30 protein-coding genes and 1 riboswitch are annotated in these 23,782 nt (G+C 62.2%); of the genes, 11 read left to right on the top strand and 19 right to left on the bottom strand.

The genetic code is table 11. The annotated features are described in order from the left end of the window. Nucleotides 1-3: 3 nt before the first annotated feature. Genes KG722_RS04720 through KG722_RS04710 form a run of 3 tightly spaced genes read left to right on the top strand, consistent with a single transcriptional unit; the run spans nt 4 to nt 1,726 of the window. On the top strand, nt 4-876 hold the full coding sequence (locus tag KG722_RS04720) for an isoaspartyl peptidase/L-asparaginase (RefSeq protein WP_213270067.1): 873 nt from the start codon (nt 4-6) through the stop codon (nt 874-876). After that, entirely contained in the window at nt 873-1,193 is a 321-nt protein-coding gene (locus tag KG722_RS04715) for a hypothetical protein (protein ID WP_213270066.1), read from the top strand. The genes KG722_RS04720 and KG722_RS04715 overlap by 4 nt, the downstream gene beginning before the upstream one ends. Then, nucleotides 1,193-1,726 (top strand): RNA methyltransferase, encoded by a 534-nt coding sequence (locus KG722_RS04710; protein WP_213270063.1) that lies wholly within the window; start codon nt 1,193-1,195, stop codon nt 1,724-1,726. Before KG722_RS04715 ends, KG722_RS04710 begins: the two co-directional genes overlap by 1 nt. A gap of 9 nt (nt 1,727-1,735) precedes the next feature. Here KG722_RS04710 and KG722_RS04705 read toward each other — a convergent pair whose 3' ends face one another. Together KG722_RS04705 and KG722_RS04700 are read right to left on the bottom strand one after the other, a co-directional pair. Further along, the gene (locus KG722_RS04705) at nt 1,736-2,428 is read right to left on the bottom strand and encodes a ChrR family anti-sigma-E factor (protein ID WP_213270060.1); all 693 of its coding nucleotides are present in this window, start codon (nt 2,426-2,428) and stop codon (nt 1,736-1,738) included. Nucleotides 2,429-2,499: 71 nt separating this feature from the next. Then, the gene (locus tag KG722_RS04700; RefSeq protein ID WP_300998234.1) at nt 2,500-3,144 is read right to left on the bottom strand and encodes a sigma-70 family RNA polymerase sigma factor; all 645 of its coding nucleotides are present in this window, start codon (nt 3,142-3,144) and stop codon (nt 2,500-2,502) included. 120 nt (nt 3,145-3,264) lie between these two features. On the opposite strand from KG722_RS04700, the gene KG722_RS04695 reads away from it, so the two are divergent. Then, nucleotides 3,265-3,768, top strand: a complete 504-nt coding sequence (locus KG722_RS04695; RefSeq protein WP_300998233.1) for an invasion associated locus B family protein — start codon at nt 3,265-3,267, stop codon at nt 3,766-3,768. On the opposite strand, the gene KG722_RS04690 is transcribed toward KG722_RS04695, so the two are convergent. Then, complete coding sequence (locus KG722_RS04690; protein ID WP_213270055.1) at nt 3,765-4,319, bottom strand: 1-acyl-sn-glycerol-3-phosphate acyltransferase; 555 nt, start codon at nt 4,317-4,319, stop codon at nt 3,765-3,767. The two genes, KG722_RS04695 and KG722_RS04690, sit on opposite strands and share 4 nt — an antisense overlap. A gap of 230 nt (nt 4,320-4,549) precedes the next feature. Continuing rightward, on the bottom strand, nt 4,550-5,185 hold the full coding sequence (locus KG722_RS04685) for an OmpA family protein (RefSeq protein WP_213270052.1): 636 nt from the start codon (nt 5,183-5,185) through the stop codon (nt 4,550-4,552). Between the two features lie 191 nt (nt 5,186-5,376). Here KG722_RS04685 and rlmN point away from each other — a divergent pair, with 191 nt between their 5' ends. Beyond that, nucleotides 5,377-6,546 (top strand): 23S rRNA (adenine(2503)-C(2))-methyltransferase RlmN, encoded by a 1,170-nt coding sequence (rlmN, locus tag KG722_RS04680; protein ID WP_213270050.1) that lies wholly within the window; start codon nt 5,377-5,379, stop codon nt 6,544-6,546. Nucleotides 6,547-6,561: 15 nt separating this feature from the next. Here the strand turns inward: rlmN and KG722_RS04675 are convergent, their stop codons facing one another. Beyond that, nucleotides 6,562-8,796, bottom strand: coding sequence for a fused MFS/spermidine synthase (locus KG722_RS04675; protein ID WP_213270047.1), 2,235 nt, complete (start codon nt 8,794-8,796; stop codon nt 6,562-6,564). 106 nt (nt 8,797-8,902) lie between these two features. On the opposite strand from KG722_RS04675, the gene KG722_RS04670 reads away from it, so the two are divergent. The 4 genes from KG722_RS04670 to KG722_RS04655 all read left to right on the top strand — a co-directional run bounded on the left by KG722_RS04670 (nt 8,903) and on the right by KG722_RS04655 (nt 11,297). After that, nucleotides 8,903-9,652, top strand: a complete 750-nt coding sequence (locus KG722_RS04670) for a phosphodiester glycosidase family protein (protein WP_213270044.1) — start codon at nt 8,903-8,905, stop codon at nt 9,650-9,652. After that, nucleotides 9,649-9,888 carry a DUF2164 domain-containing protein gene (locus KG722_RS04665; RefSeq protein ID WP_213270041.1) on the top strand — a complete coding sequence of 80 codons (240 nt, stop codon included), beginning with the start codon at nt 9,649-9,651 and terminating at the stop codon, nt 9,886-9,888. Before KG722_RS04670 ends, KG722_RS04665 begins: the two co-directional genes overlap by 4 nt. Nucleotides 9,889-9,989: 101 nt before the next feature. Then, the gene (locus KG722_RS04660) at nt 9,990-10,331 is read left to right on the top strand and encodes an ArsC/Spx/MgsR family protein (RefSeq protein ID WP_213270039.1); all 342 of its coding nucleotides are present in this window, start codon (nt 9,990-9,992) and stop codon (nt 10,329-10,331) included. 81 nt (nt 10,332-10,412) lie between these two features. Further along, a complete protein-coding gene (locus tag KG722_RS04655; protein ID WP_213270036.1) occupies nt 10,413-11,297 on the top strand; it encodes a hypothetical protein in 885 nt (294 codons plus the stop codon). A gap of 7 nt (nt 11,298-11,304) precedes the next feature. Here KG722_RS04655 and KG722_RS04650 read toward each other — a convergent pair whose 3' ends face one another. The 3 genes from KG722_RS04650 to KG722_RS04640 all read right to left on the bottom strand — a co-directional run bounded on the left by KG722_RS04650 (nt 11,305) and on the right by KG722_RS04640 (nt 12,405). Beyond that, on the bottom strand, nt 11,305-11,766 hold the full coding sequence (locus tag KG722_RS04650) for an SRPBCC domain-containing protein (RefSeq protein ID WP_213270033.1): 462 nt from the start codon (nt 11,764-11,766) through the stop codon (nt 11,305-11,307). Beyond that, complete coding sequence (locus KG722_RS04645) at nt 11,763-12,110, bottom strand: metalloregulator ArsR/SmtB family transcription factor (protein ID WP_213270030.1); 348 nt, start codon at nt 12,108-12,110, stop codon at nt 11,763-11,765. The genes KG722_RS04650 and KG722_RS04645 overlap by 4 nt, the downstream gene beginning before the upstream one ends. Before the next feature lie 79 nt (nt 12,111-12,189). Further along, nucleotides 12,190-12,405 carry a hypothetical protein gene (locus KG722_RS04640; RefSeq protein ID WP_213270028.1) on the bottom strand — a complete coding sequence of 72 codons (216 nt, stop codon included), beginning with the start codon at nt 12,403-12,405 and terminating at the stop codon, nt 12,190-12,192. Nucleotides 12,406-12,511: 106 nt separating this feature from the next. Then, nucleotides 12,512-12,610: riboswitch (TPP riboswitch) on the top strand. Nucleotides 12,611-12,645: 35 nt separating this feature from the next. Here KG722_RS04640 and thiC point away from each other — a divergent pair. Together thiC and KG722_RS04630 are read left to right on the top strand one after the other, a co-directional pair. Beyond that, nucleotides 12,646-14,529 carry a phosphomethylpyrimidine synthase ThiC gene (gene thiC / locus KG722_RS04635; RefSeq protein WP_213270025.1) on the top strand — a complete coding sequence of 628 codons (1,884 nt, stop codon included), beginning with the start codon at nt 12,646-12,648 and terminating at the stop codon, nt 14,527-14,529. A 101-nt stretch (nt 14,530-14,630) separates the two neighbouring features. Beyond that, nucleotides 14,631-15,011, top strand: a complete 381-nt coding sequence (locus KG722_RS04630) for a hypothetical protein (RefSeq protein ID WP_213270023.1) — start codon at nt 14,631-14,633, stop codon at nt 15,009-15,011. Nucleotides 15,012-15,265: 254 nt separating this feature from the next. Here KG722_RS04630 and KG722_RS04625 read toward each other — a convergent pair whose 3' ends face one another. The 11 genes from KG722_RS04625 to KG722_RS04575 form a co-directional block, all read right to left on the bottom strand. Further along, complete coding sequence (locus KG722_RS04625; RefSeq protein ID WP_213270020.1) at nt 15,266-15,523, bottom strand: YkgJ family cysteine cluster protein; 258 nt, start codon at nt 15,521-15,523, stop codon at nt 15,266-15,268. A 64-nt stretch (nt 15,524-15,587) separates the two neighbouring features. Beyond that, entirely contained in the window at nt 15,588-15,962 is a 375-nt protein-coding gene (locus KG722_RS04620) for a DUF4168 domain-containing protein (RefSeq protein ID WP_213270017.1), read from the bottom strand. Nucleotides 15,963-16,128: 166 nt separating this feature from the next. Further along, complete coding sequence (gene rpoN, locus KG722_RS04615) at nt 16,129-17,628, bottom strand: RNA polymerase factor sigma-54 (protein ID WP_213270015.1); 1,500 nt, start codon at nt 17,626-17,628, stop codon at nt 16,129-16,131. Nucleotides 17,629-17,646: 18 nt separating this feature from the next. Next, a complete protein-coding gene (lptB, locus tag KG722_RS04610; RefSeq protein ID WP_213270009.1) occupies nt 17,647-18,381 on the bottom strand; it encodes an LPS export ABC transporter ATP-binding protein in 735 nt (244 codons plus the stop codon). 93 nt (nt 18,382-18,474) lie between these two features. Then, the gene (locus tag KG722_RS04605; protein WP_213270007.1) at nt 18,475-19,011 is read right to left on the bottom strand and encodes an LptA/OstA family protein; all 537 of its coding nucleotides are present in this window, start codon (nt 19,009-19,011) and stop codon (nt 18,475-18,477) included. Continuing rightward, nucleotides 18,998-19,675, bottom strand: coding sequence for an LPS export ABC transporter periplasmic protein LptC (gene lptC, locus KG722_RS04600; RefSeq protein WP_213270004.1), 678 nt, complete (start codon nt 19,673-19,675; stop codon nt 18,998-19,000). The genes KG722_RS04605 and lptC overlap by 14 nt, the downstream gene beginning before the upstream one ends. Before the next feature lie 101 nt (nt 19,676-19,776). After that, nucleotides 19,777-20,391: a ribonuclease H-like domain-containing protein gene (locus KG722_RS04595; protein ID WP_213270002.1), complete on the bottom strand. Its 615-nt coding sequence runs from the start codon at nt 20,389-20,391 to the stop codon at nt 19,777-19,779. A 46-nt stretch (nt 20,392-20,437) separates the two neighbouring features. Further along, nucleotides 20,438-20,902, bottom strand: coding sequence for a YaiI/YqxD family protein (locus KG722_RS04590; protein WP_213269999.1), 465 nt, complete (start codon nt 20,900-20,902; stop codon nt 20,438-20,440). 278 nt (nt 20,903-21,180) lie between these two features. Further along, nucleotides 21,181-21,336: a hypothetical protein gene (locus KG722_RS04585; protein ID WP_213269996.1), complete on the bottom strand. Its 156-nt coding sequence runs from the start codon at nt 21,334-21,336 to the stop codon at nt 21,181-21,183. Between the two features lie 76 nt (nt 21,337-21,412). Next, nucleotides 21,413-22,447 (bottom strand): SO2930 family diheme c-type cytochrome, encoded by a 1,035-nt coding sequence (locus KG722_RS04580; protein ID WP_213269994.1) that lies wholly within the window; start codon nt 22,445-22,447, stop codon nt 21,413-21,415. A gap of 12 nt (nt 22,448-22,459) precedes the next feature. Beyond that, nucleotides 22,460-23,707, bottom strand: coding sequence for a parallel beta-helix domain-containing protein (locus KG722_RS04575; RefSeq protein WP_213269992.1), 1,248 nt, complete (start codon nt 23,705-23,707; stop codon nt 22,460-22,462). Nucleotides 23,708-23,782 lie beyond the last annotated feature (75 nt).

Raw genomic sequence — 23,782 nt, 5'->3', positions numbered from 1 at the left:
GCGATGTCGAAAATCTGGGCCATCGCCATCCATGGCGGCGCCGGACCCATCCCGGGCCGCGACTATGCCCCCGAAGAAGCCAACATTGCGAGCCTCCTGAAACGCGGGGCGCAGGCGCTCGCGGCGGGCGAAGCCGCGCTCGATGTGGTCGAATCGATGGTCATCGACCTGGAAGCCTCCGGTCTCTATGTCGCCGGCAAAGGCGCCAGCCCCAATACCGCCGGCGAATGGGAACTCGACGCCGCCATAATGGACGGGCGCACGCGCAATGCCGGCGCCGTCGGCGCGCTGCAGGGCTTTGAAAGCCCCATCCGGGCCGCCCGCGTTGTGCTGGAAAAAACCCCCAACGTGCTGATCGTCAGCAAGGGCGCAGAGGCCATCGCCAGCGCCGCTGGCCTCGCCCGCGTCAGCGATCCGGCAAGCTATTACGGTGCCGTGGATGAAGACACCGTCCAGGATGGCAGCGTCCAGATGGGCACCGTCGGCGCCGTCGCGCTCGACATCTATGGCGACATGGCCGCCGCCACCTCCACCGGAGGCGTCCTCTCCAAGACCCAGGGCCGGATCGGTGACACGCCGATCATCGGCGCAGGCACCTGGGCAGACGAACGCTGTGCCATCTCCTGCACCGGCCTTGGCGAATACTTCATCCGCGCCAACGCCGCCGCCGACGTCTCCGCCCGCATCCGCTATGGTGGCGACACGCTCGGCCCCGCCCTCAAGGGCGCCCTCGATGATGTCAAACGCCTCGGCGGCAGTGGCGGCATGATTGGCGTCTCCGCCAATGGCGATCTCGCAGCTGGTTTCAATTCCAGCGGACTGAAACGTGGCCTCGCCGACTGGAAAGGCCGATTTGAAGTGGCAACCTTCCTGTGACGATCCTGTTCTGGACCCTCTCCGTCATCCTCGTCTTCGCCATCGCGCTCGCCGCGCAGATGCGGATGATCATATCGATGGCCCTGCGCCGCGCGCTCGCAGCCAAGTTCGGCGGTGGCCCGAATGATGTCGACTACCGCGCTGCGATCCTCTCGCTCGGGCGTGGCCCAGCCACAACCGACGCCGAGAAACATCTCGAAACGGAATATCCCAATCCGGTCACGCAGATGAAGCTCGCCCGCCAGGTCTCGCTGGCCGGCCCCCTGGCGCTGTTGATCGTCGTCGCCATTGGCCGCTTCGGTCTGGGAGCCTACTGATGCGCGGCTTCTTCGCCATCGGCTCAGAGCGCATATCCAAACCGATGAACCTCGGCGCCCTCATGCGCACGGGCCATGCCTTCGGCGCGAGCTTTGTCTTCTCCATCGATGCCGAACGAAACCTCAAGGAAGCCTACGCCGCCGACACGTCTAAATCAGCCGGCCAGATCCCCTACTACCAATGGGATTCCATAGACGAGATGCAGCTTCCCAAGGGTTGCCAGCTGGTCGGCGTCGAGCTGACCGATGAAGCCGTGGAACTGCCGGTTTTCCGGCATCCTCCCCAGGCGGCCTATATCCTTGGCCCGGAGAAGGGAAACCTCTCGGCCGTCGCCATCGAGCGCTGCGCCCATGTAGTCAAGATCCCCACGCGCTTCTGTATTAATGTCAGCCTGGCAGGCGCGCTGGTAATGTATGATCGCCACCTCTCGATGGGGGGCTATGGCCCTAGGCCGATCATGCCGGGCGGGCCGGACGGTTCGCGGCGGCGGAAACATGTTCCGGGTCCGGACAGAATGAAACCCGGCAGCTGACCCGGCAGGTCAGCGTGTGCCGACCAGTTTCTGAACCATTCCCAGGACGCCGGTAAACCGCAGCCCGCCATCCCGCACGGCGAGCGCGTAGCAGACCTCATCGTCATCCGCGACGGGCTGGTGCGTATCGGCTGGCCCGTTCACACAGACGTCGCCCGGCCCATAATTGCCGCGTTCATCGGTAAAGCCGCCGCAAAGCACCATGGTGTATTCATTGCCACCATGCGAATGCCGCGGGATCTTCGATCCGGCCGCAATCCGGTAAAGCTCGACCTCCATCGCAGATCCGACATCAAGCTTAAGCCGCTTCAGGCCAAGGCCCATCATCTGCCAACCCTCTTTTCCGGCGGCGTCAATCGCGGCGCCGCGAACAGGCTCTGGCAGTCTGAGGATTTCGCTCAAGGCATCGCCGGCAGCCTCACCGGCCGCGCGCTGCATCGCCTGAGGCGCTTCAAGAGCGTCAATAGCGGCTAGGGTCCGGTCGAGCGCGCCCTCGCTCATGCGGGCGGCGGGCGCCGCCTCGAGAAAATGGCCCGCTATCATTTCGCTCAAGGCCACGGAGGCGCGCACATCGGCGCGCATCAGGCTCTGCGTTTCCAGCATCAATGCAAAAGCCGGGTCTATACACCCGGCCGCATAGGCACTGTAAAGCTCGCTGAAAGTGTTTTGCCGGGCAGAAGTCATGTCGTCAGGAAGTCCCATTGTCCCTGCAGGAGATTGTCCGGTTTGCGGCCTCGTCAAGCCAGATCAGCCGGAGATTGCAGTAACGCTGGTCATATACCCCCTTGGAGCTCACTCTTGAGCCGCATGAATGCAAGACGGATCCGGGATTTCACCGTGCCCAAAGGCAGATTGAACATCCGCGCAATCTCGGAATGGGAGAGCCCATCATAGAAGGCCGCCTGGATCAGGATCCGCTGATCCTGCGGCAAGCACGTCAGGCGCTCACGCACAACAGTGTCGAGCTGATTGCGCGAGACGGTTTCATCCGGCATTTCGATTTCAGGAGGTTGCAGCATCGGATCATCGCCGTTCAGTTCCGGCCGGCGCTGACGGCGCTGCGCATCGATCCGGCGGTTGCGCGCTATCCGGAAAATCCATGTCGAAACAGAAGCTTGTTGCCGGTCATACATGCCAGCTTTCTGCCAGACGGTGATCATCACTTCCTGTGCCAGTTCCTCGCCTTCGGAGTCTGCGGCGCCCAGCCGAAGCATGAACGCCTTCACGCGCGGCGCATAGAAACTGAACATCTCGGCAAATGCCTTGCGGCACCGGCGGTCGGCAATCGCTGTCATCAGATCGGCATGATGCTCCCGCTGGACAGGGTCTGCTATGCGCACGGTATGGTCGAACACGCGTTTGGCCTTTCCGGGGAACGGACGCGCAGTGTCTGTCTTCATGAAGCTAAAGGCAACCATGGCGCTTGTAATTTCCCTGTAATGCTCGCGTGAGGTGTTTTGCTTGGGCCTGCCCCCGGTGTATGGGTCTGGGAGCGTCGGAGGTAATGTGTGAGTATTTTATCCAACATGCAACAAGAAATGGCAAGTCTTTTCCGCCCTCTCGGTCTCGTGATCGTTTCTGGTGTGCTGGCAGGCGCCGCCATTGCCGAGCCGACTGCGGTCGGCCGGTTCAAGGACTGGGCTGTTTTCACGGATGAAAAGGGCGGCGATCTTATCTGCTACGCGGCAACCCAGGCGACCTCCAAGGCGCCTTCCTCGGTCAAGCACGGCGATGTGTGGTACTACGTTACCAGCTGGAAGTCCGGCCAGGCAAAGAACCAGCCGAGCTTTCGCGTCACCTATGATCTGAGCTCCAGCAGAGCGCCCAAAACGGCGGTCGGGCGCTCCTCCTGGCAGATGTTCACCCATGGGCAGGAAGCGTTTGCCGATGACGCCGATGACCCCCGGATCGTCGATGCCCTCAAAAAGGGCTCCAATCTGACCGTGACAGGCCGGTCTGCCCGCGGCACCAATGTCACCTACAAATTCTCGCTCAGCGGCTCGGCCGATGCCATCGAGAAGGCTGCAGAGACTTGTCGCTAGGATTCTCCGCGCGGCAAAACAAACTGATCCGGAAACTTCCCTTCCGCCGCGCGGTAACTGTCCAGAACTTTCGCCATATCGGCGGCCATATCGCCGGTCACCTCCATTGGCCCATCGAGGCGCACAACATGTGTCTTGTAGTCGAGAACTGACATGATCAGGGGCACACCGGCCGAGCGGGCAATGTGATAGAAGCCCGTCTTCCAGTCCGCATTGGCCTGGCGGGTACCTTCCGGCGCCACAGCCAGATGCATTACCGGGCGCTCAGCAAATGCCACGCGTATCTGCTCGACTACATCATGCGAACTTGACCGTTCCACCGGCACGCAGCCTGCCCGGCGCACCAGCCATCCGAACGGGCCTTTCACCAGCGCCGCCTTGCCCATCCAGCTGAGTTTCACGCGGTACCAGCCTGCCACCGCCAGCATTGTCAGTCCGTCCCAGTTGGATGTGTGCGGCGCCGCGACGATCACCGACTTTGGAATGTCCGGCCAGTCGGAGCCGATACGCCAGCCCGTCGCCTTCAGATACAGCCACGATACCCCGCGCATGAATTCTGACCAGAGGCCGCAATAAGGTGCGCTCTTCCCGAAGGGACCTTTGCGCGAGGGCGGCTGTGTATCGCGGATCGTCATTTCGCCACGATCAGGTATTCGCGGAGCGATGCCACCTACTCCTGCGGGAATTGCAGCAGAAATCGGGCCTTCGTCTCAACGGAAGCGGGCGGCAGCCTCGCGGCCGCCGCCCGTCAGGTCATCTCTGCCCTTCCGGGCAAAAGGGATTATTGCGTAACCGGGGTCAGGATAATCTCGACCCGGCGGTTCTGCGACCGGCCTGCTTCGGTCGAGTTGTCAGCCACCGGATAGTCGATGCCCATGCCAACAGCCGTCATGCGGACAGACTGGACACCCTGATTGGTGAGGTAGCTGCGGACCGCATCAGCGCGCTGCTGGGACAGGCGCTGGTTGAAGTCGCGGGCACCTTCCGAAGAAGCGTGACCACGAATGTCAACGGCGGTCGAGGGATACTCGTTCAGCGTTGCGGCGACTTGGTTCAGCGTCTGGAAGAAAGCGGGCTGGATCTGGGCACTGCCCTGCTGGAAGGAAATGCCCGACGGCATGGTCAGCGCGATCTGGTCGCCCTGACGCTCGACTTCGATGCCGGTGCCTGCCGTCTGCTGGCGCAGTTTCTCTTCCTGCTTGTCCATGTAGACGCCAACCGAGGCGCCGGCGATGGCGCCGACAGCTGCGCCGATGGCGGCGTTGCGCTTGTCGTCTCCGCCGGCCATCATGCCTGCGCCTGCGCCAAGGATTGCGCCTGCTGCGCCAGTGGTCAGCACGCGCTGGCTCGGACCGGTTTCACAAGCTTGCAGGATCGGCAGCATTAGCGCGGCCGCAATAAGCACTGATTTCTTCATGAGAATGACTCCCTTTGCATGAAGTTGTTTCACAGCCGCCTGTCGCATGACCAACCTGAATGGAAACCAACCGGGCCGCTGTTTTTGGATTTCGCCCCTGAAATGAAGGGATTTTCGAAGACTGGCGCGTTAAAGTCTGTCCATGTTTGCGCCGTTTTATTTGTCCAGCTGCTCATGCTATAGGCCCGCCCATGACTGTGACCCTCGACCTCAGCCGCCGGAATAATGCTTTGCCAGGCAAGAAACGCCTGACCGGGCTGTCGGTTCCAGCGCTCAAGAAAGAAATGGAAGCCCTTGGCCTCGAGCCTAAGGCGGCGAACATGCGCGCGCGCCAAATCCGCCGCTGGATTCACCATTTCGGGGCCACCGACTTTGCCGCGATGACCGACATCGCCAAGGACCTGCGCGCCCAGCTCGCCGAGAGGTTCGAGGTCGAGCGCCCGGAAACCGCCGATCACCAGGTCAGCCGCGACGGCACCCAGAAATGGCTCACGCGGTATGCCCCCGGCATCGAGGGCGAAAGCGTCTATATCCCCGATGTCGGCAAGGCTGGCGCGCTGTGCGTCTCTAGCCAGGTCGGCTGCACCCTCAACTGCACCTTCTGCCATACCGGCACGCAGGCACTGGTGCGCAACCTCACCGCGCAGGAAATCGTCCAGCAGGTGATCATTGCCCGCGACGCGCTGTCTGAATGGCCAAGCTCCATCGAAGAGCGCCGCCTGACCAATATCGTCTTCATGGGCATGGGCGAGCCGCTCTACAATCTCGACAATGTCGCCGAGGCGATCGACACGATCTCCGACGGTGATGGCATCTCCATCGGCCGGCGCCGGATCACCGTATCGACCGCCGGAGTTGCTCCGAAGATCCCCGAACTCGGCGCACGCACCGGCGCGATGCTCGCCATCTCGTTGCACGCAACGAATGACGACTTGCGCAATGAGCTTGTTCCGCTCAACCGGAAGTATGACATCCAGACGCTGTTCGAGGCGATCCGCGCCTATCCTGATCTTGGCAACTCCAAGCGAGTGACCTTCGAATATGTCATGCTCAAGGGCGTCAATGACACGCTGGCCGAAGCGCGCGATCTTGTGAAGCTCATGAAGGGCGTGCCCTCCAAGATCAACCTCATACCGTTCAATCCCTGGCCGGGCTCGCCCTATGAGTGTTCCGACTGGGAAACGATCGAGGCCTTTGCCGAAGTGCTGAACCGGGCAGGTTTTGCCTCCCCGATCCGGACCCCGCGCGGACGCGACATTCTTGCCGCCTGCGGGCAGCTGCGCTCGGAAAGCGTCAAGGTCCGCGCCAGCGAGCTGCGCAAGCAGCAGCTGGCGGCAGAGGACTCCAAAGGCCAGACTTGAAGCAGTCTCTGCCCTCTAGCGTTTCTTGCCGACCAGCCGGTCCCAGATCGCGCCGGGGATGTTGGAATAATCATCCGTCCACGCACGCCGGCCATCACTTTCGAGCACTGACCAGGCGCCAGTCGCGTCCAGAGATGCCAGCGCAAGGTCGTTGTGGGCAAGCGCCACCACCGTGCTTGACTGAACGCGGTAACCCCCACCAGGATAGGTGAAGTACTGCGTCCGGGCCGGCATGCCGAGCTCGCCCGCCACCCGGCCAACCACCGTTTCCAGCGCCATGTAGCGATTGGATACATGCATCAGTACAACGCCGTCTTCCTTCACACGCGAGAGATAGAGCGCTACCGCTTCGCGCGTCATCAGATGGGCCGGAACCGAGTCCGAGGAGAAGGCGTCGATCAGAAGAATGTCGAACACCGCTTCGGGCTCTTCAGCCAGGGTCAGGCGGCCATCGCCCAAGACAATATCCGCATCCGGAGTACATTCAGAGAGGAATGTGAACGTCTCCCCGTCACCGGCGAGGCGCGCCACGATGGGGTCGATCTCGTAGAAGGTGTATTGCTGGCCTGGCCAAGCATAGCAGGCGACCGATCCGGCGCCGAGGCCCAGCGCACCGACCCTGCCTGGGCGGTTGTGCGCAGCAAAGACCTGTCCGATGGGCGTCTCGGGCGCATAATAAGTGGAGGGGCGCCAGGCATCCTCGCCGATGGCCTGCGCGCCGTGCAGCGTCGTGCCATGCACCATCACCCGGTAGCCTTCCTGTTCGTGTACCTTCACTACACCAAAAAATCCGCGCTCGGAATAAGCCCCTGCTGTCGGGCTGGCAGCAAGGCCAACCACCCAGAGCGAAGCGGCGGCTGCCGCACCTGCAAGCCGTGAGCTGCGCACGAAATAAAGCGCTACGAGCGCAATAGTCAGCAGGATGAAGAAGGCCCGCTTATCCTGCGCCGCAAGGGCAGGCACCTGATAGACAAAGAGGGCAATGAACCCTGCCCCGGCCGCAACCCCCGCCAGCACGATCATCCATGTCGGACCCAGCCAGTAACGCTGCGGCAGCAGCAGCAGGGCCGCTATCAGCATCAGCGGATATTCGGCAACGCTGGTGAAGATCACCGGGACAATAAGCGCATTGAACGCCCCGCCGAGCACACCGCCGAGCGACATGAGGAGATAAAACTCCGTCAGCCGTCCGGTTTCCGGCCGGTCATCGGCCAGCAGCCCGTGGCACGCAACGGCCGCAAAGAAAAGCGCGCCAAGATGCACGAAGAAGCTGAGCAAGGTGGGAACGCCGGAGACTTTTGTCAGCGTAAAAAGGGCGAGGCCAACGAATACCGGCAGGATGGTCGCCGCGAGCGCGCGGCCAATCACCGGGCGTTTGGAGAAGACGACGATGAAGCTGCCGATGTAAAGCATCAGCGGCGGCGCCCAGAGGAAGGGCGCACTGGCGACGTCGGTGGCAATATGGGTCGTAACCCCCACCAGCAGGCTGGAAGGCACGAAAGCCAGCACCAGCCACCAGAGACGCTGGCGCCAGAGGCTTGCCCCTTGGGCCGCGCTTGCCGAAACGGGTGCAGCTGGCGCGTGAAGGCCAGCAGCCGACGGCGAGCGCATCGTGAGAAGGCCGCATCCGATCAGCATCACCAGGAGGACCATATAGCCGCCAGACCAGGCCATCGCCTGCCCGGCCAACGGCGCGAGCGGTTCGAGCAGCAACGGATAGGCGGCAAGCCCCAGGAGGGACCCGGCATTGCTCGCAGCATAGAGGTGATAGGGATCATGCGCGTCCGCCCGGCCAGTGCGGGCATACCAGGCCTGGATCAGCGGCGCAGTCGCCGAAATGATGGCAAAAGGCGGGGCAATCGACACGGCAAAAACGGCTATCAGCCAAAGCGCCGGGCGGGCCGGATCCGGGCTGCCGAAAAACGTCGTCAGCTCGAATGGCAGGACGAGGGCTGCCACCACCAGCAGCGCGCCATGTGCGATCACCTGCGTGCGCAGGCCCTTCACCAGATGCGTCAGCAGATGGGCATAGGCATAGCCGGCCAGCAGCGCGGCCTGGAAACAGACCAGCGACACGTTCCACACATTGGGCGAGCCGCCCAGCAGGGGCGTTGCCATCCGCGCAAACATCGGCTGCACAAGAAATACCAGCGCGGCCGACAGGAACACGGTCACCGCATAGGGCATGCCGCCCAGCCGGTTGAGGACGGATCCGGTCGGCAAGGTGCCGGCTGCTGGAAATTGGCTCATGAGCTTCCCCTTTTGGGGTACGTTAACCCGATCGGGTAAAGGAACCGCTTTCGCCGTTGCATATGGCGCAGTTGCGAATCCCGGGCCGATGACTAACCTGTGGACCATGCGCCTAAGCACCCGCCTAATTGCCCTATGCAGCGCAGCCCTCTGGGCTTGCAGCGGCCCTGAAGAGGGCCCTTGCCAGAGCCGTACCTTCGAGAACCTGCCCTACCTGGTCTGCAGCTTCGACACCTCCCGGGAAGATGTCCGCCTGTTCCTGAGGGACGAGGCAGGGGTACCGTTCGGCCAGTTTGACCGCCTAGCCAACCATGTTGCCTCCCAGGGCGGCAATCTCGTCTTCGCGATGAATGCCGGGATGTATCATGAGGACCGCCGCCCGGTGGGCCTCTATATTGAAGAGGGTCAGGCCGAGATGGGCCTCGTCCGCTCTGCCGGCCCGGGCAATTTCGGCATGCTACCCAACGGGGTTTTCTGGATCGAAGGCGGAGAAGTGGGCGTTTCCGAAACGCTCGCCTTTGACCAGCGCTTCAAGGCGGCACCGCCCCGCTTTGCTACCCAGTCAGGGCCAATGCTGGTTATCGACGGCGCTCTTCACCCGGCCCTCAATCCGGACGGCACCAGCCTGCGCCGCCGCAATGGTGTGGGGGTCAGCGAAGACGGCCGTCAGGTCTATTTCGCCATCAGCGATGTGCCGGTCAACTTCCATTCCTTCGCCCGGCTGTTCCGCGATGATCTTGGCACGCCCAACGCGCTTTATCTCGATGGCGCCGTGTCCAAGGTCTATGTCCCGGCACTGGAGCGCAGCGAAACCGGCCTCGATATGGGCCCGATCGTCGGCGTCGTGCGGGAATGAAAAAGCTTTCCCTTTCCCCGGAACGCCGCCAGCGCCTGATCGGGGAGCTCCGCAAGATGTCCGAACGCGATTTCGACATCCTGCTCAGCGACTTTCAGGCAGGCGAATTGGTCGACCGGATGACAGCCCTGATCGGTCCGGCGGTCTACAACGAGGCCGTCCAGGATGTGCGCGTAAATCTCCAGCGGCGGCTGGATGAACTGGATGGCGAAGTCTTTGCGGATGATCCCGGCTGATCCCTCAGCCAGCCTCACAGGTCGGGTTAGCAGGTTGCACACGCGGCGGGCGCGCCATATCTCGCCGGCAGACCCGGACAACCTGAAACGGAGAGCCCCCGATGACACCAACTTTGTACGGCCTGAAGAATTGCGACACCTGCAAGAAGGCCCTCCGGGAACTCGAAGCTGAGGGCAAACCCGCCGACTTCGTCGATATCCGGGCCGAGGCCGATCTGGCCTCAAAACTCCCCCGCTGGATCGCCGCGGTCGGCGAAAAGCTGGTCAATCGCAGCTCGACTACCTGGCGGAGCCTGTCGGACGCAGACAAGGCACGGGCCTCCGGCGTCAGCCTGGAAGGCCTGCTGCTCGGCAACCCGACCTTGATCAAACGCCCGGTCATCGAAGCGGGCGAGGAAGTTCTTGTGGGCTGGAGCGCGGAGACCAAAGCCCGGATCGGCTGATACGAGGAGTTTTTAATCGGCGCGACGGAATTGTCTCCCGGCCTGCGTTGAATGGGCTGGTCGCTGACTGCGGAGTTCCTGATGCGCCTGTTCTTTGCCAGCCTCGCGTGCGCCTTTGTTCAGACAACCGGCTGCGCGTCAGCTGCCCCAGCCGCCCCTGCCCGGGGTGAAACCCTCTCTGTACAGGCCGGACGCGATACCCGCGAGCTGATCCTTTACGCGCCTGCAAAAGCGGATGGCCCTGTCCCAGTGGTGCTGGTCTTCCATGGCGGCGGCGGGGGCGCAGATTGGATGGCCGGAAAGTCGCGCGAGCTCACGCGGACGATGAATTCCGCCGGTTACGCCGTTGCCTATATGAACGGCTCCTCCCGGCGCGGCGGCGATAATCTGCGCACCTGGAACGCGGCCCATTGTTGTGCCTATGCCCAGCGCAAGAAAATCAATGAAGCCGACTATGCCGACGCAGCCATCGAAGCGCTCGACCAGCGGCTGGGGATCGACCGCTCCCGGGTGTTTCTTGCCGGTCATTCCAATGGAGCCATGCTATCCTACCGGCTCGCAGGCGCCATGAAGGTTACCCCACGCGGCATCGCCCCGATCAGCGGCGCGATTTTCGCCGATCAACCGGGTGTACCAGACCGCACCTCTATCTTCATGTATCACGCCGCGGACGACGACGTATTGAGTTATTCCGGAAATCCCGATGACAAGGCTGAGCGCTGGCGGACACAGCCGCATCTGGGTTTCGCAAAAGCCGAAGCAAAACTGGCAGAACTGAAATCCTGCGGGCCGGGCTCAGCCGCGTCAGCGCCCGAGGGCGTCGGTGTCACCACACGCCAATGCGCCGGTGGATCTGTCCTCATCGCCACGACCGCCAGCAGCGGCGGCCATGAATGGCCTGCCCGTCCAAAAACGGACTACCGGATTGAAGAGGCCCTTCTGGCCTTCTTCAACAGCCAGAAGTGAGCGGCCGTTAAGCCTCTACAAACAAGGCCCCAAGACGGTCGAGCGCGCTGATCCAGCCAATTTCGACTTCGGCGAGGAGCTCGGACCCGTCGACTGCGATGGTCTGCAAGGTCACGACAAGGCGTGTGCCCGTACCCTCGGCTATGAATTCTGCAGAAACGAGGCTCATGCCCTGAAGCTGCGCGTCATCGCGGATCACTTCTGTGTAGACGATCCGAGCATCAGGCACGATGTCATGGTACCGTCCGTGCACGGTGGCAACAGGATGACCTTCCACCAGACAGGTCTGGATATCTTCCCCGCCGACTCGGAAGTCTGCCGCGTCGTTGCGGATTTCGACCTGATCTGAAGGCGAGCCCCAGATGCGCCGCATCTCCGGATTTTCCCAGGCATGGAATGTACGCTGCGGGCTGGCGGCATAGGTCCGCTCGAGCGTTGTGGTCCGGTGAACCATAGTCTTGTGGCTCATTGGGTATCTCCCTTGGTTTCGAGCATTTGGCCAAGCCGGTCGAGGCGGGAGTGCCAGGCGGCTTCGTATCTGGAGATCCAGCCCTCAAGCACGGCGAGGCGCTCTGCCTCCAGCCGGCACATGCGCACCCTGCCCTTCTTGACTGTGGTGATCAGGCCGGCCGCTTCGAGCACGCGAACGTGCTGCAGGAAACTCGACAGGGCCATGTCGAACGGCCCCGCCAGCTCGGCCACACTCGCCTCGCCCGCCGTCAGGCGCGCGATCACGGCGCGCCGCGTGGCGTCCGCGAGCGCCTGAAAGCCGCGATCAAGTTCCTGATTGTCTGGGGCAGAACATTTAGACATCCGCCTAACTGATATCAGGCGACGCGAAGGTCAATACACTTAGGCGATTGCCTTTCTTTTGGCCGGAGTCCAGACAGGCTTATTCGTCGGGACCGTCAGCAATGTCGTCCACGACCGCGCCGGTAGTTTCTGCCACGCTGTCAGCCACATCGCTCATTTCCGAAGCCGTAACGCCCGTAAGGCGGTCCATCCGCTCACCGGCCGCTTCAAATGAGCCATCGACCAGGCGGAAGGTCACCATCAGGACAAAGAAGACGGCGAGGATGATCGTTATAATGGCATGCAGGAATTTCATGGTTCACGGGCCCCTTTTCCAGAACGTGTCATTCCCATAATGCGCAGGCAGCGGGCAGGTTCCATTGCAGCCCCCTTTCCTGCGCGGGCCAACGCGCTTATGTTGTCCCAAATCCGAGGGGTGTCCGGCATGGGGCCGGGCTGAGAGTTACCCTTTGAACCTGATCCGGGTCATGCCGGCGCGAGGGACGGAACCGAACGCTAGATTATCCCGGGTCTTCTGCAGTCAATGGAGACCCATATGAACAAGCCCACCAAGCCCGGCGATTTCGACGCCCCTAAAGTCACCACCGGCGCGCTGCCCGCCAGCCGTAAGGTCTACTCCCGCCCGGCTCGCGACCCCGCCCTCGCCGTGCCCCACCGCGAGATCGACCTTCATCCGTCGGCAAACGAACCGCCTGTCCGCGTCTATGACACGTCCGGCCCCTATTCCGATCCCACCGCAGAGATCGATGTGGAGAAAGGCCTCCCCCGCCACCGTCGCGACTGGCTGCTCGAACGCGGCGGCCTTGAGGAATATGAAGGCCGGGACGTAAAGCCCGAAGACAATGGCGGCGCCACCGGCAAATATCTTGCCCGCGAATTCCCCGTGAAGCACAGGCCCCTGCGCGGACTGCCCGGCCAGAAGGTGACGCAATATGAATTCGCCAAGGCCGGCATCATCACCAAGGAGATGATCTATGTGGCCGAGCGCGAGAATCTCGGCCGCAGCCAGGCGCTGGAAAACGCCCGCGCACAGATCGACCAGGGCAATTCCTTCGGCGCCGACATTCCGGAATTCATCACTCCCGAATTCGTCCGTGACGAGATCGCCCGTGGCCGCGCCATAATCCCGGCTAACATCAACCATGCCGAGCTTGAGCCCCAGATCATCGGGCGCAACTTCCTTGTGAAGATCAATGCCAATATCGGCAACTCGGCCGTTGCTTCCTCCATCGAGGAAGAGGTAGAGAAAATGGTCTGGGCGACCCGCTGGGGCGCCGACAATGTGATGGACCTCTCTACGGGGCGCAACATCCACAACACCCGCGAATGGATAATCCGCAACAGCCCGGTTCCGATCGGCACCGTGCCGATCTATCAGGCGCTGGAGAAAGTCAACGGCGTCGCCGAAGACCTCACCTGGGAAGTCTACCGAGACACGCTGATCGAGCAGTGCGAACAGGGTGTCGACTATTTCACCATCCATGCCGGCGTGCGCCTTGCCTATATCCACCTCACGGCAAAGCGTGTCTGCGGCATTGTCTCGCGCGGCGGCTCGATCATGGCGAAATGGATGCTCGCCCATCACAAGGAGAGCTTCCTCTACACCCATTTCGCGGACATCTGCGACATCATGCGCGCCTATGATGTCTCCTTCTCATTGGGAGATGGCCTGCGCCCCGGCGCCATCGCCGACGCCAATGACGCCGCCCAGTTTGCAGAGCTCGAAACCCTCGGTGAACTGACGAAGGTTGCCTGGGCCAAGGGCTGCCAGGTGATGATCGAAGGGCCCGGCCATGTGCCGATGCACAAGATCAAGATCAACATGGACAAGCAGCTAAAGGCCTGCGGCGAGGCCCCCTTCTACACGCTCGGCCCCCTCGTCACCGACATTGCCCCAGGCTATGACCACATCACCTCTGGCATCGGTGCAGCGATGATCGGCTGGTTTGGCACGTCCATGCTCTGCTATGTGACGCCCAAGGAGCATCTTGGCCTGCCCGACCGGAATGATGTGAAGGTTGGCGTCATCACCTACCGTATCGCCGCCCATGCCGCAGACCTCGCCAAGGGCCACCCGGCGGCGCAGCTGCGTGACGATGCCCTCTCCCGCGCGCGGTTCGAGTTCCGCTGGGAAGACCAGTTCAACCTCGCGCTCGACCCCGAAACAGCCCGCGACTTCCACGACCAAACCCTGCCAAAGGACGCCCATAAGGTCGCCCATTTCTGCTCCATGTGCGGCCCGAAATTCTGCTCGATGAAGATCACCGCCGAAGTCCGCGACTACGCCGCCGGAATGTCCGAGAACGAACGGCTTGACCTGGAGAAACAGGCCGCCGAAGCGCGCAAGGGGATGGAAGAGAAAAGTAGGGAGTTTTCAGCCCTCGGCGCGGAAATCTACATCAAGGTGGATCAGGCCTGACATGGCCACACTATTGACCTAGGCGGAATTCCGGCGTCCCTGTTTAGCATACCAGCGACCTTGAGGGGGAAAAGTACGCTGGTGTTTAAGGAGGGACGACCATGATAAAATTCAAGATACTGCAGGGACTCTGCCTTGCGGGCGGCCTTGGGCTTTCATTTGCAGGCTCAGCTGCGGCCAAACCGGACAAACCGGTCACGGCAGCAACCGTGGATTCAGGCACCGGCTGCCTGGTGCGCGACGCAGACGGCAACTACTCGCTCGACACCGATTGCAAGTGGACGCTGACCCGGAAGACAGACGCGGACGGCAACATCACGCTCTATCATTATCAAGACAAGGGCCAGCTGCCCGAAGGTGCAGCTTTCCCCAGCAAGGCGTTGAAAACCAGCTTCGAGGCCGGCTGCACCGGAAGCGAGCTTACAACGCCGTCGGGCCAGTACAGTTCCGACTGCAAGTATAACGCAGCCAACGCAGAATAGGCTGGCACAACACCGGAAAGGCGGCAGGCAGCTGCCGCCTTTTTTCTGCGAAAGGAAATTTTCTTTGAAATGCTGCGCTTCCGCTACCGCGCCCTCTTGGGCCAGCGAGCATAGGTGGGTTGAGCGGAGCGATACCCAGCGTGCTGCCCCGTCGCTAGCACCACTTGGCGGTGCACGCCTTCGGCCAACCCGCCCTACGAGGCTTCTCGCACCAAAGCCCCTATTACACCGTTTGCCCGTCTCGCTTTCGCGCATTAAAAGCTCCCGGTACGGAAGGCGCGGCAGGCCTCGGGGCGGTCTTCATAGACGCTGCAGGCGGCCTTGCCGTTTGACAGGTCCAGGTGGATGCAGTGGTCGCAGTCGAAGCGGACGAAAGTGCGGCCCTCTTCGGTGAAGAGGCTTTCCGGTGACAGGGCGCGCGCGGCGTCCCAGGGGAGGAGTTCGAGATAGCGGGGGTTCCGGCTGAAACAGCCGGCGCCGCAGGACACACAGTCAAACGACACATCAGACATGGACCGCGAACACGGGCTCCCCCGGCTGGAGCGGCCCCTTGAAAGTCTGGCGATCAGGCGGCCTTTAGCCGCCGAACTTCGCCCGAAGCTTTGCAAGCGTCGCAGCGTCGGTTTCGGCAAGGCGGATGATCTCGGTATAGCGGGTCGGTGTGATGCCTTCCTTCTGGATGGCCGCCACGATCTGCTTCTCCGCCTTGGCCTGGATGGCGGCGGCGTCTTCCTCGCTCGCAGCGCCCTGCAGCTCGACCGTCATGGAGTTGGCAACCGCGGTGACCTTCTTGTTGGCGGCGACGAATTTGGTGGCCTCTGCATCGCTTACCGGCGCAATTGCCACGGCCGGAGGGTCCGCCGCCTGGGCCATTGCTGCGCCGGCGCCGGCCAGGACGGACAGGGCAAGCAGGACCGATGCTGCGCGTGTACGGAGTTTATTCATGGGCATGACTGGGTCTCCTCTCAGGTCACCGAGACGGCCAGCCAAACAAATGCTCGGCGGCGGCTCAACCCCCGCAGCGCTTATGTGAGGGGATTGTAATTAAAGTCTCTGTCATGAAAATCCGGACAGGGGCTGCATCCTGTTATGGTTGCAACATGACCCTGAGCCAGCATCAGCCCGCCTTGCCCATCCGCCGGCGCTGGACGCTGGAGGGAATATGCAGGCTCTCGCGATACTTTGCCACCGTGCGGCGGGCAATCTCGATGCCGAACCCGGTGAGGATTTCCACGATCTGGTCGTCAGAGAGAACGTCTTCGGGCGTTTCCTCATCGATCAGCCGCTTGATCCGATGACGGACGGCTTCGGCCGAATGGGCCTCCCCGCCCCCGGTCGCCGGGATGGACGCAGAGAAGAAATACTTGAACTCGAACAGGCCGCGCGGCGTGTTCATGTATTTGTTCGTTGTCACGCGGCTAACGGTGGATTCGTGCATCTCGATCGCATCGGCCACCTGTTTCAGGTTCAGCGGGCGAAGATGGGCAACGCCATGGGCAAAAAAACCATCCTGCTGGCGGACGATCTCGCTCGCCACCTTGAGGATCGTACGGGCGCGCTGGTCGAGCGATTTCACCAGCCAGCTGGCGGACGCTGCGCACTCGGAAATGAATTCCTTCTCCTTGTCGCGCATCGGCAGGGCGGTGACCTCGGCGTAGTAAGCCTTGTCCATCAGCACTCGGGGGAGATTGTCGGAATTCAGCTCAACCGCAAACATTCCATTTGGCAGTTCACGGACATAAACATCGGGCGCCACGGCAACGGTGGTGTCGCTGGAAAATCCTGCGCCCGGCTTGGGCGAAAGCTGACGCAGCTCCAGCAGCATATCCTGGATGTCGGCGCGATCTACGCCGCACACATCCATCAGCGCCTTCATGTCATGCTTGGCAACTAGGTGCAGATTGTCCAGCATCGCCTGCATCGCCGGATCAAGGCGACCGCGCTCCTTCAGCTGCAGCGCAAGGCATTCGGGCACTGAGCGGGCCATTACGCCGGTCGGGTCAAACCCCTGGCAGACGGTCAGTACGGCTTCAACATTGGCGATGTCGGCGCCCAGCGCCTTGGCCACATCTTCCAGAGGCGCGCGCAGGTATCCGGTCTCGTCCATCTCGTCGATCAGGCGCGCCCCGATCAGCCGGTCGGCCGGCGCAAGGCCGGCAAAGTTCAGCTGCGCATGCAGATGCTCGTGCAGCGTGATGTCGCCGGAAACGTTTGCGGCATAGTCGTATTCTTCCGACGATCCCCCGCTGGAGGCAGAGGACCAGTCAGTGGTTGCCGAGGGCCCGCGCCCTTCGGCCGAGAGGCCGGCATCAGAACCGGTGCCCGGCTCGAACACGTCTTCACCTGGCGCGTCTAGCTGGTCGCGCGCTTCTCCGAGGCCGGAGCTGTCGTCAAGCGTCAGCTGCTCACGGGTCTTGGGGTCGGTTCCTTCCGTGGACGTGGACGCGGCGCTCTCATCTTCGATCTTCACGAGCAGCGGATTGCGCTCAAGCTCAGCCTCGATGAATTCGGAGAGTTCCTGGTTCGACAGCTGCAGGAGCTTGATAGCCTGCTGAAGCTGCGGCGTCATTACCAGGGACTGGCCCTGGCGCATGTCGAGTGATTGTTTCATGGCCATAAGCCGCGCCCCCTGAGATCAAGCGGCGAACTGCTCACCCAGATAGACCCTGCGCACATCCTCGTTCTTCAGCACATCTTCCGGTGTGCCGGTGAAGAGGACTTCGCCATCGTACATGACATAGGCCCGGTCCACGATCTGCAGCGTCTCGCGCACCTGGTGATCTGTGATCAGAACACCCAGGCCACGCTGCTTCAGATAGCGGACAAGTTCGGAAATGTCGGAAATGGCGAGCGGGTCGATGCCGGTGAACGGTTCGTCCAGTAGCATAAAGCTTGGACGCGATGCGAGCGCGCGGGCGATCTCCACGCGCCGCCGTTCACCGCCCGACAGGGAGGTGGCAGGCTGGTTGCGCAGATGTTCGACATGCAACTCGCTGAGCAGGCCATCGACCTGTGCCATGCGCGCCGCCCGGTCTTTCTCGACCAGTTCGGCAACTGCCAGCACATTCTCTTCTACAGTCATTCCCCGGAAGATCGACGCTTCCTGCGGGAGATATCCCACGCCCAGACGGGCGCGCTGATACATCGGCAGGCGGGTCACATCCTCACCATCGATGGAAATCGAGCCGGAATCGGCCCCTATCAGCCCCATGATCATGTAGAAACAGGTGGTCTTGCCGGCCCCGTTGGGTCCAAGCAGGCCGACAACTTCTCCCCGCGCAAGGGACAGCGATACATCGCGCACAACCTGACGCTTGCCAAAGGCTTTGGCGAGGTTGTTTACGACGAGGCCTTCGGCCGGTTCGCTCATGATCTGGTCAATTCCTTTACGCGGAGCGGAACTGCCGCCCTCATTTACCCTAACTCACCATGCTTAAGATCGGCTTCAGGATTTCCTCAAATTTCACGGATTCGACTGAGACTGGTTTTCCGGATCGATGACCATGCGGGTCCGCCCGCCGCCGCCTTCCAGCGTCGTGCGCCGGTTGCCGACCTCCATCCGGAGCGTCTGGCCCTCGGCAACATCCCGCTCCCGCATCAGGGCGACATTTCCGGTCATAGTGATCGTGTCGGTCGCCAGTTCATAGTTGCCGCGATCGCCCTTCGCCTTCAGCTCCGGGGTCACATAGTAGACATTGCCTTCGGCGAGGATCGACTGGACTTGCCCGAAACCGCCTGCAACGCCCTGCGCAGCGGGGGCCGCCTGCCCTTCTGGCTGGCCGCTGAATACGATCGTTACGGTGTCTGCCCGCAGGCGCGCTGTCCCCTGGCGGATGTCAACATTGCCCACCAGCAGTACCTTGCGCTCGCGCTCAAGGCTCTCGGTCCGCTCGGAGTTGATGTAGATCGGCCCGCCATCCGACGAAATCTGCGCCTGAGCGGGCAGGCCCATCATCAGGCCGAGAAAAAGACCCGCGCCGGCTGCCTTAAGGAGTGCCATCTTCTTCACCTTCACGCGTTCCTGCCGATTCCTCGGGCTTGCTGGGATAGATCACTGTCTGCACATTGCCTTTGAAGACGATGCGGTCACCGCCATCAAGGATTTCATAGGAGTCCGCCTTGATATCGCCAAGGGGACCGCTGCCCTGCAGGGGCGATAGCCCCTCAACCCGGTCTTCGGCGACATGTACCCGGGCGCCCTGCGAGTTGAACATGTAACCGGCTGCGTCCGAAATGCGGACGTCTTCATAGAGCTCCAGAACGCCGGTATCGCGGTCATAAAAGCCTGAAGGCGCCTGAACTTCCGTGCCATTGGCGTCGCGCAGGATTGGCCCGATGAGGTCAACCGCCCCGTCGCGCGCGCGGCGCCGCGTGGCCGCCTCGGCAGTAATCGTGAAAATCTCGCCGGCCGCGTCCCGCCCGGTAAAGCGCGGATTGATCATCGTCACGGCCTGGCTGTCGTCGACCGGCTGGGCGCGGGTTTCCTGGGTGATGGCGCTGCGCAGGATATATCCCAGGAACAGCCCGATCGCGACAGCGGCCGCGCCCACAAACAGTATCCTCAAATACCGCACGCGCTGCGACCGGCGCCGCGCCTGCGCCAGCGTTAACTGCCGGCGGGGCGCCCAGAGCGAGATCGGGTCATTGTGGCGGGCAGCTTCCATGGAGGCGGTAAAATCCGGCAGATCGGCGAAACGACACCAGTCTTAACCGTGATGTGCCTGCGGCGAAAGCACGAGAAGGCAGGTTCCCGCAGGCGCCTTGCTCAGCTGTGAGCAAAAATATCCTCGTCCGGCCATCCGGCCAGATCGAGATCGGCCCGGACTGGCAGGAAGCTGAAGCAGGCCTGGGCGAGTTCAAGACGTCCTTCCCGTTCCAGCATGGCCTCAAGACCTGCCTTGATCTGGTGCAGGTAAAGCACATCGCTGGCGGCATACTGGATCTGGGCGTCCGTCAGCTTGTCCTGGCCCCAGTCAGAGCTCTGCTGGGCTTTGGACATGTCCACGCCGGCCACTTCGCGCGCCACATCCTTCAGGCCATGCCGGTCGGTATAGGTGCGCGCCAGGCGCGAGGCGATCTTGGTACACCAGATCGGCGCGCAGGTGATCTCCATCCAGCGCTTCATCATCACCACGTCAAACCGGGCGAAGTGGAAGATTTTTAGCACTTTGGGGTCGGTCAGCAGCGCCTTGAGATTGGGGCAGTCATAGTCACGGGTAAGCTGGACGAGATGGGCCGTGCCGTCGCCGGAGGAAACCTGCACGAGCGTGAGATTGTCGCGCATGGCATTGAGGCCCATCGCCTCGGTGTCAACGGCCACCACGGGGCCAAGGTCGAGACCTTCAGGAAGGTCGCCCTTATGGAGGGTGATCTGGTTCATCATCCGGCCCTTAGCACGGCGCGGGTTAAGCGCAAGTCAAAGTCGCCTAGCCCGGCGCCCGCCTGACCGCCGTGATGGCCGCATCCAGGGCCGAGAGAAACCGCGACCGGTCGGCCTTGCTGAACGGGGCTGGCCCGCCCGCCCCGATCCCGGCAACGCCCACGCGGCGGTCTGCCATGATCGACCGGGTTGCCAGCGCGGTGCCGATAGAGTCATCCGTAAACGGCTTGCCCGAAGGACCCAGCACCCGCGCCCCGGCCTTCAGGCACCGGTCGGCCAGCGGAATATCCGCTGTCACCACGATCGAAGACGCGCTTGCCTGCTCCGCGATCCAGTCGTCGGCGGCGTCAAACCCATCGCTGACAATCTTTCGGGAGATCAGCTTGTGTTCGGGTATCCGAAAATAGGAGTTGGAGACAATAATCACCGGCAACTGGTGGCGCAGCGCCACCATATAGATCTCGTCCTTCACCGGACAGGCATCGCCGTCGACCAGTATACTGGGCGTCATTTCAGATCCTCTCAGCCCGGCGCGGGGCCTTGGCGCCGGGCGGCGACCCAGACCATGAGGAAGTCACGGCCCTTGGACAAGGTCTGGCCTTCGATTTTGCCTTCAATCAAGCGCCCCGAATGGCTGTAGGGTTCCGATCCATCAGTTGTCACAGATCCGAAAGCCAATGTCTCTCCGCGCAAAGAACACTGAGCTTGAAGAAATTCGGAGTCTCAGAAAGAGCCTGAAAGTACGCCTGCCTCGTCGACATTGAGGACCATGACAGTCGCGCTGGGCGGTTAGGTAGGGGACCAGAACAGCGTCACGTCCCAGGTGCCGTTCAGGTCAGAAGGTTCAAGGCTCACCCCCATGTCTGCCTGCTGTGCCCGGGCAAGCACAGGGGCCGTTTCCGGTGAAGTGGCGCACGCAGCGACAAACAGGGCGGCAACTTTCATGGGGCGCATTCTCCTGAGCACAAAAGCGCGCGTCACCAGAAGTAGGCCATAGCAAGATACCAGCAACTCTGCCTCTTTAAGGTGTCTCCATCGCGCCAATCCACTCCCGGATCAAGGCGAGGCTTTCAGGATCATTCACGCTGCGACCCAGCTCCGGCATGGCTACGCCGGGCTCGGTCGAAGCCATGCGGTAGAGAAGGATCGAGGCATCGGGGTCTCCCGGCACGATCACCTGCGCAAGTCCGCCAGAGCCCCGCCCGGCAGCGACCGGGTGCTTGAGCAGGCCGATCCGCGCGCCGCTCTCTTCGGTCGCCGACAACCAGAGACCAGAATTGGACGCAGATCCGTCCGCCTTGTGACAATGCGCGCAGTTTACATCGAGCCAGGCCCGAGCCCGGGCGCCCAGCGGCTTTGACGGGTCAAACGCATAGGGCTCCGCCTCCACGCTGTCCGGCACGCCTTCCAGAGTGCCCGCGCTCACCCAGCGCGTGAGCTGGCCTTCATGCGCCAGATGGCGGGCCTTGGGACCGATGGGGGCAATGTCATCGCCGGCCTGATGGCAGGTCTTACACTGGTTCTGATTAGGCACGCTGTAGCGAAGCTTCAGGGGCTCGCCCGAGGGGCTGACCGTTTCGATCGCCAGGCGCTGGCCCGCCGGCGCGTAGACCGCGTCGGTCTGATCCTCGTTCCAGACATAGGGATAGGCCGCCCAGCCGTCTGCCTTGTGGATCAGCAGGCGCGTCTCTGCGCGCCAGGCGCCTTCATCAGGCGAGCGCATGTCCGGCGCAAACGCAAACGTCTTTACAAGGACCGACCCGACCGGAAAGCTAAAAACATCTGTGTCGTCAAATTGCGCCGCTTTTCCCTCAGGCACAAAGATCAGCCGGTGCTTGGCCGCGTGGTCGGTGAACAGCGGGTTGATCAGATCATAAGGCATAACGCCTTCAGCCGGCACAGCGCTTGCGACATCTGCAAACAATCCGTAGTCCGATAGAACCGGCGGTGGCGTCTCCGCCAGGATCACTTTCAGATCAGGTCGCTGAACGTCCCTCCCTGCAGCCGAACACGCGGCAAGCAGAAGACACGCCGCGAGATGGGCTAGCCGACTCATGAATGAACTGCCTCAGCGGTCCGCGTGCGGCAGAACAATCGCGGCAGGCTCTGCCGCCGGAGTTCCGGCGGGGCGGTCCGTAGAGGGCGCCATGGCAGCTGGTTCTATAGGATACTGGCCGAGCCCAAAGCTGATGAAGCCCACTTCTGGCGCCTCCTGAACGGCCAGGTTCACAGGCTGGGCCTCGCCCTCACCCCAGCGGTCCACCCCGTCCCAGACAATAGCGGGCAGCTGGCCGCCGAGCGCCGCAGCCAGGGGCGCAAGGTCGCCCTGTGGGTCATTTCCGCCTGCGCCGTAAGTATTGTCGCGCAAGACAAGATCGCGCGGCAGCGGATTATAGCGCTCATCCGTGAACGGCAGGGAGTAGGACATGACCAGCACATGCGCCGAGCGGTTGTTATCAAAGTTGTTGTCGAACACATGCACGTTCCGGTTGGCCATCACGATGACACCCGTGCCCGACGGAACGCTCGCCACGATGTTTCCGGCAGGCGCGAAATTGCGCGTGTTGTTCTCGATGATCTCATTGTCGAAGATACGGGTGGAATTGCCCCCTGAAACCGGCAGGTCGGGCAGATCGAACACCAGGATGCCGCCGGTATTGTTGCGGGCAATGTTGCCATAGACATCAGCGTTCATAGAATTCTCTATCTCGATGCCAGCCACATTGTATTCGACAACGGAATTGCGGACGATGATGTTCTCCGACTGGCCGACATAGATACCGGCGTCCGATGCCGCCCGCACGGTGACATTCTCCACCAGCACGTTTTTGGATTCGACGGGATAGACCCCGTAAGCGCCGTTGGCCTCGTCTGGCCCGCCCGTCCATTCGACGGTGAGATAGCGATAAATGATCTGGTCAGCGCCTTTGGACTTGATGCCGTCACCCTTGGTGTTGCGCACGGCGAAGTCCATGAGCAGCACATCGTCGGACGTCACCAGCAGGCCCTCGCCAGCGCCTTCCTGACTGGCGAAATCCAGGATCGTCCTGTCCTGCCCTGCCCCGCGCAGGGTGACCCCATGCACATCCAGCGACAGTCCGTCTGTCAGCTGGAACGTGCCTTCGGGAAGGAGGATCGTTTCACCCGGCTTTGCCGCAATCAGCGCGGCCTGAAGGGTCGCGCCGAAATCGCCTTCCGCAGACAGCGGCGCGGGTGCTTCAATGACTGCTGCCGAAGGATCAGGCGTGGAAGGAGAACAGGCGCCAAGCGCCAGCAGGGTCGCAGCGCCCCCCAGGGCGCACAGATATGTGGACATGTCTTCCCTCCCCGGGGTTGTTATGACGCAAGTGTCAACTTCAATCCGGGGAAAAGCAAGAGCGGGCGCGGCGGA

Origin of the sequence: Hyphomonas sp., from assembly GCF_018402285.1 — a bacterium.
GTDB lineage: Bacteria > Pseudomonadota > Alphaproteobacteria > Caulobacterales > Hyphomonadaceae > Hyphomonas.
The sequence above is the reverse complement of the archived record's forward strand: the minus strand, read 5'-3'. Positions and strand labels throughout refer to the sequence as shown.

Coding starts and splice junctions, on each gene's coding strand:
- KG722_RS04720 (WP_213270067.1), top strand. CDS start 4: ATGTCGAAAATCTGGGCCATCGCCATCCATGGCGGCGCCGGACCCATC.
- KG722_RS04710 (WP_213270063.1), top strand. CDS start 1,193: ATGCGCGGCTTCTTCGCCATCGGCTCAGAGCGCATATCCAAACCGATG.
- KG722_RS04705 (WP_213270060.1), bottom strand. CDS start 2,428: ATGGGACTTCCTGACGACATGACTTCTGCCCGGCAAAACACTTTCAGC.
- KG722_RS04700 (WP_300998234.1), bottom strand. CDS start 3,144: ATGGTTGCCTTTAGCTTCATGAAGACAGACACTGCGCGTCCGTTCCCC.
- KG722_RS04695 (WP_300998233.1), top strand. CDS start 3,265: ATGGCAAGTCTTTTCCGCCCTCTCGGTCTCGTGATCGTTTCTGGTGTG.
- KG722_RS04690 (WP_213270055.1), bottom strand. CDS start 4,319: ATGCGCGGGGTATCGTGGCTGTATCTGAAGGCGACGGGCTGGCGTATC.
- KG722_RS04685 (WP_213270052.1), bottom strand. CDS start 5,185: ATGAAGAAATCAGTGCTTATTGCGGCCGCGCTAATGCTGCCGATCCTG.
- rlmN (WP_213270050.1), top strand. CDS start 5,377: ATGACTGTGACCCTCGACCTCAGCCGCCGGAATAATGCTTTGCCAGGC.
- KG722_RS04675 (WP_213270047.1), bottom strand. CDS start 8,796: ATGAGCCAATTTCCAGCAGCCGGCACCTTGCCGACCGGATCCGTCCTC.
- KG722_RS04670 (WP_213270044.1), top strand. CDS start 8,903: ATGCGCCTAAGCACCCGCCTAATTGCCCTATGCAGCGCAGCCCTCTGG.
- KG722_RS04665 (WP_213270041.1), top strand. CDS start 9,649: ATGAAAAAGCTTTCCCTTTCCCCGGAACGCCGCCAGCGCCTGATCGGG.
- KG722_RS04660 (WP_213270039.1), top strand. CDS start 9,990: ATGACACCAACTTTGTACGGCCTGAAGAATTGCGACACCTGCAAGAAG.
- KG722_RS04655 (WP_213270036.1), top strand. CDS start 10,413: ATGCGCCTGTTCTTTGCCAGCCTCGCGTGCGCCTTTGTTCAGACAACC.
- KG722_RS04650 (WP_213270033.1), bottom strand. CDS start 11,766: ATGAGCCACAAGACTATGGTTCACCGGACCACAACGCTCGAGCGGACC.
- KG722_RS04645 (WP_213270030.1), bottom strand. CDS start 12,110: ATGTCTAAATGTTCTGCCCCAGACAATCAGGAACTTGATCGCGGCTTT.
- KG722_RS04640 (WP_213270028.1), bottom strand. CDS start 12,405: ATGAAATTCCTGCATGCCATTATAACGATCATCCTCGCCGTCTTCTTT.
- thiC (WP_213270025.1), top strand. CDS start 12,646: ATGAACAAGCCCACCAAGCCCGGCGATTTCGACGCCCCTAAAGTCACC.
- KG722_RS04630 (WP_213270023.1), top strand. CDS start 14,631: ATGATAAAATTCAAGATACTGCAGGGACTCTGCCTTGCGGGCGGCCTT.
- KG722_RS04625 (WP_213270020.1), bottom strand. CDS start 15,523: ATGTCTGATGTGTCGTTTGACTGTGTGTCCTGCGGCGCCGGCTGTTTC.
- KG722_RS04620 (WP_213270017.1), bottom strand. CDS start 15,962: ATGCCCATGAATAAACTCCGTACACGCGCAGCATCGGTCCTGCTTGCC.
- rpoN (WP_213270015.1), bottom strand. CDS start 17,628: ATGGCCATGAAACAATCACTCGACATGCGCCAGGGCCAGTCCCTGGTA.
- lptB (WP_213270009.1), bottom strand. CDS start 18,381: ATGAGCGAACCGGCCGAAGGCCTCGTCGTAAACAACCTCGCCAAAGCC.
- KG722_RS04605 (WP_213270007.1), bottom strand. CDS start 19,011: ATGGCACTCCTTAAGGCAGCCGGCGCGGGTCTTTTTCTCGGCCTGATG.
- lptC (WP_213270004.1), bottom strand. CDS start 19,675: ATGGAAGCTGCCCGCCACAATGACCCGATCTCGCTCTGGGCGCCCCGC.
- KG722_RS04595 (WP_213270002.1), bottom strand. CDS start 20,391: ATGAACCAGATCACCCTCCATAAGGGCGACCTTCCTGAAGGTCTCGAC.
- KG722_RS04590 (WP_213269999.1), bottom strand. CDS start 20,902: ATGACGCCCAGTATACTGGTCGACGGCGATGCCTGTCCGGTGAAGGAC.
- KG722_RS04585 (WP_213269996.1), bottom strand. CDS start 21,336: ATGAAAGTTGCCGCCCTGTTTGTCGCTGCGTGCGCCACTTCACCGGAA.
- KG722_RS04580 (WP_213269994.1), bottom strand. CDS start 22,447: ATGAGTCGGCTAGCCCATCTCGCGGCGTGTCTTCTGCTTGCCGCGTGT.
- KG722_RS04575 (WP_213269992.1), bottom strand. CDS start 23,707: ATGTCCACATATCTGTGCGCCCTGGGGGGCGCTGCGACCCTGCTGGCG.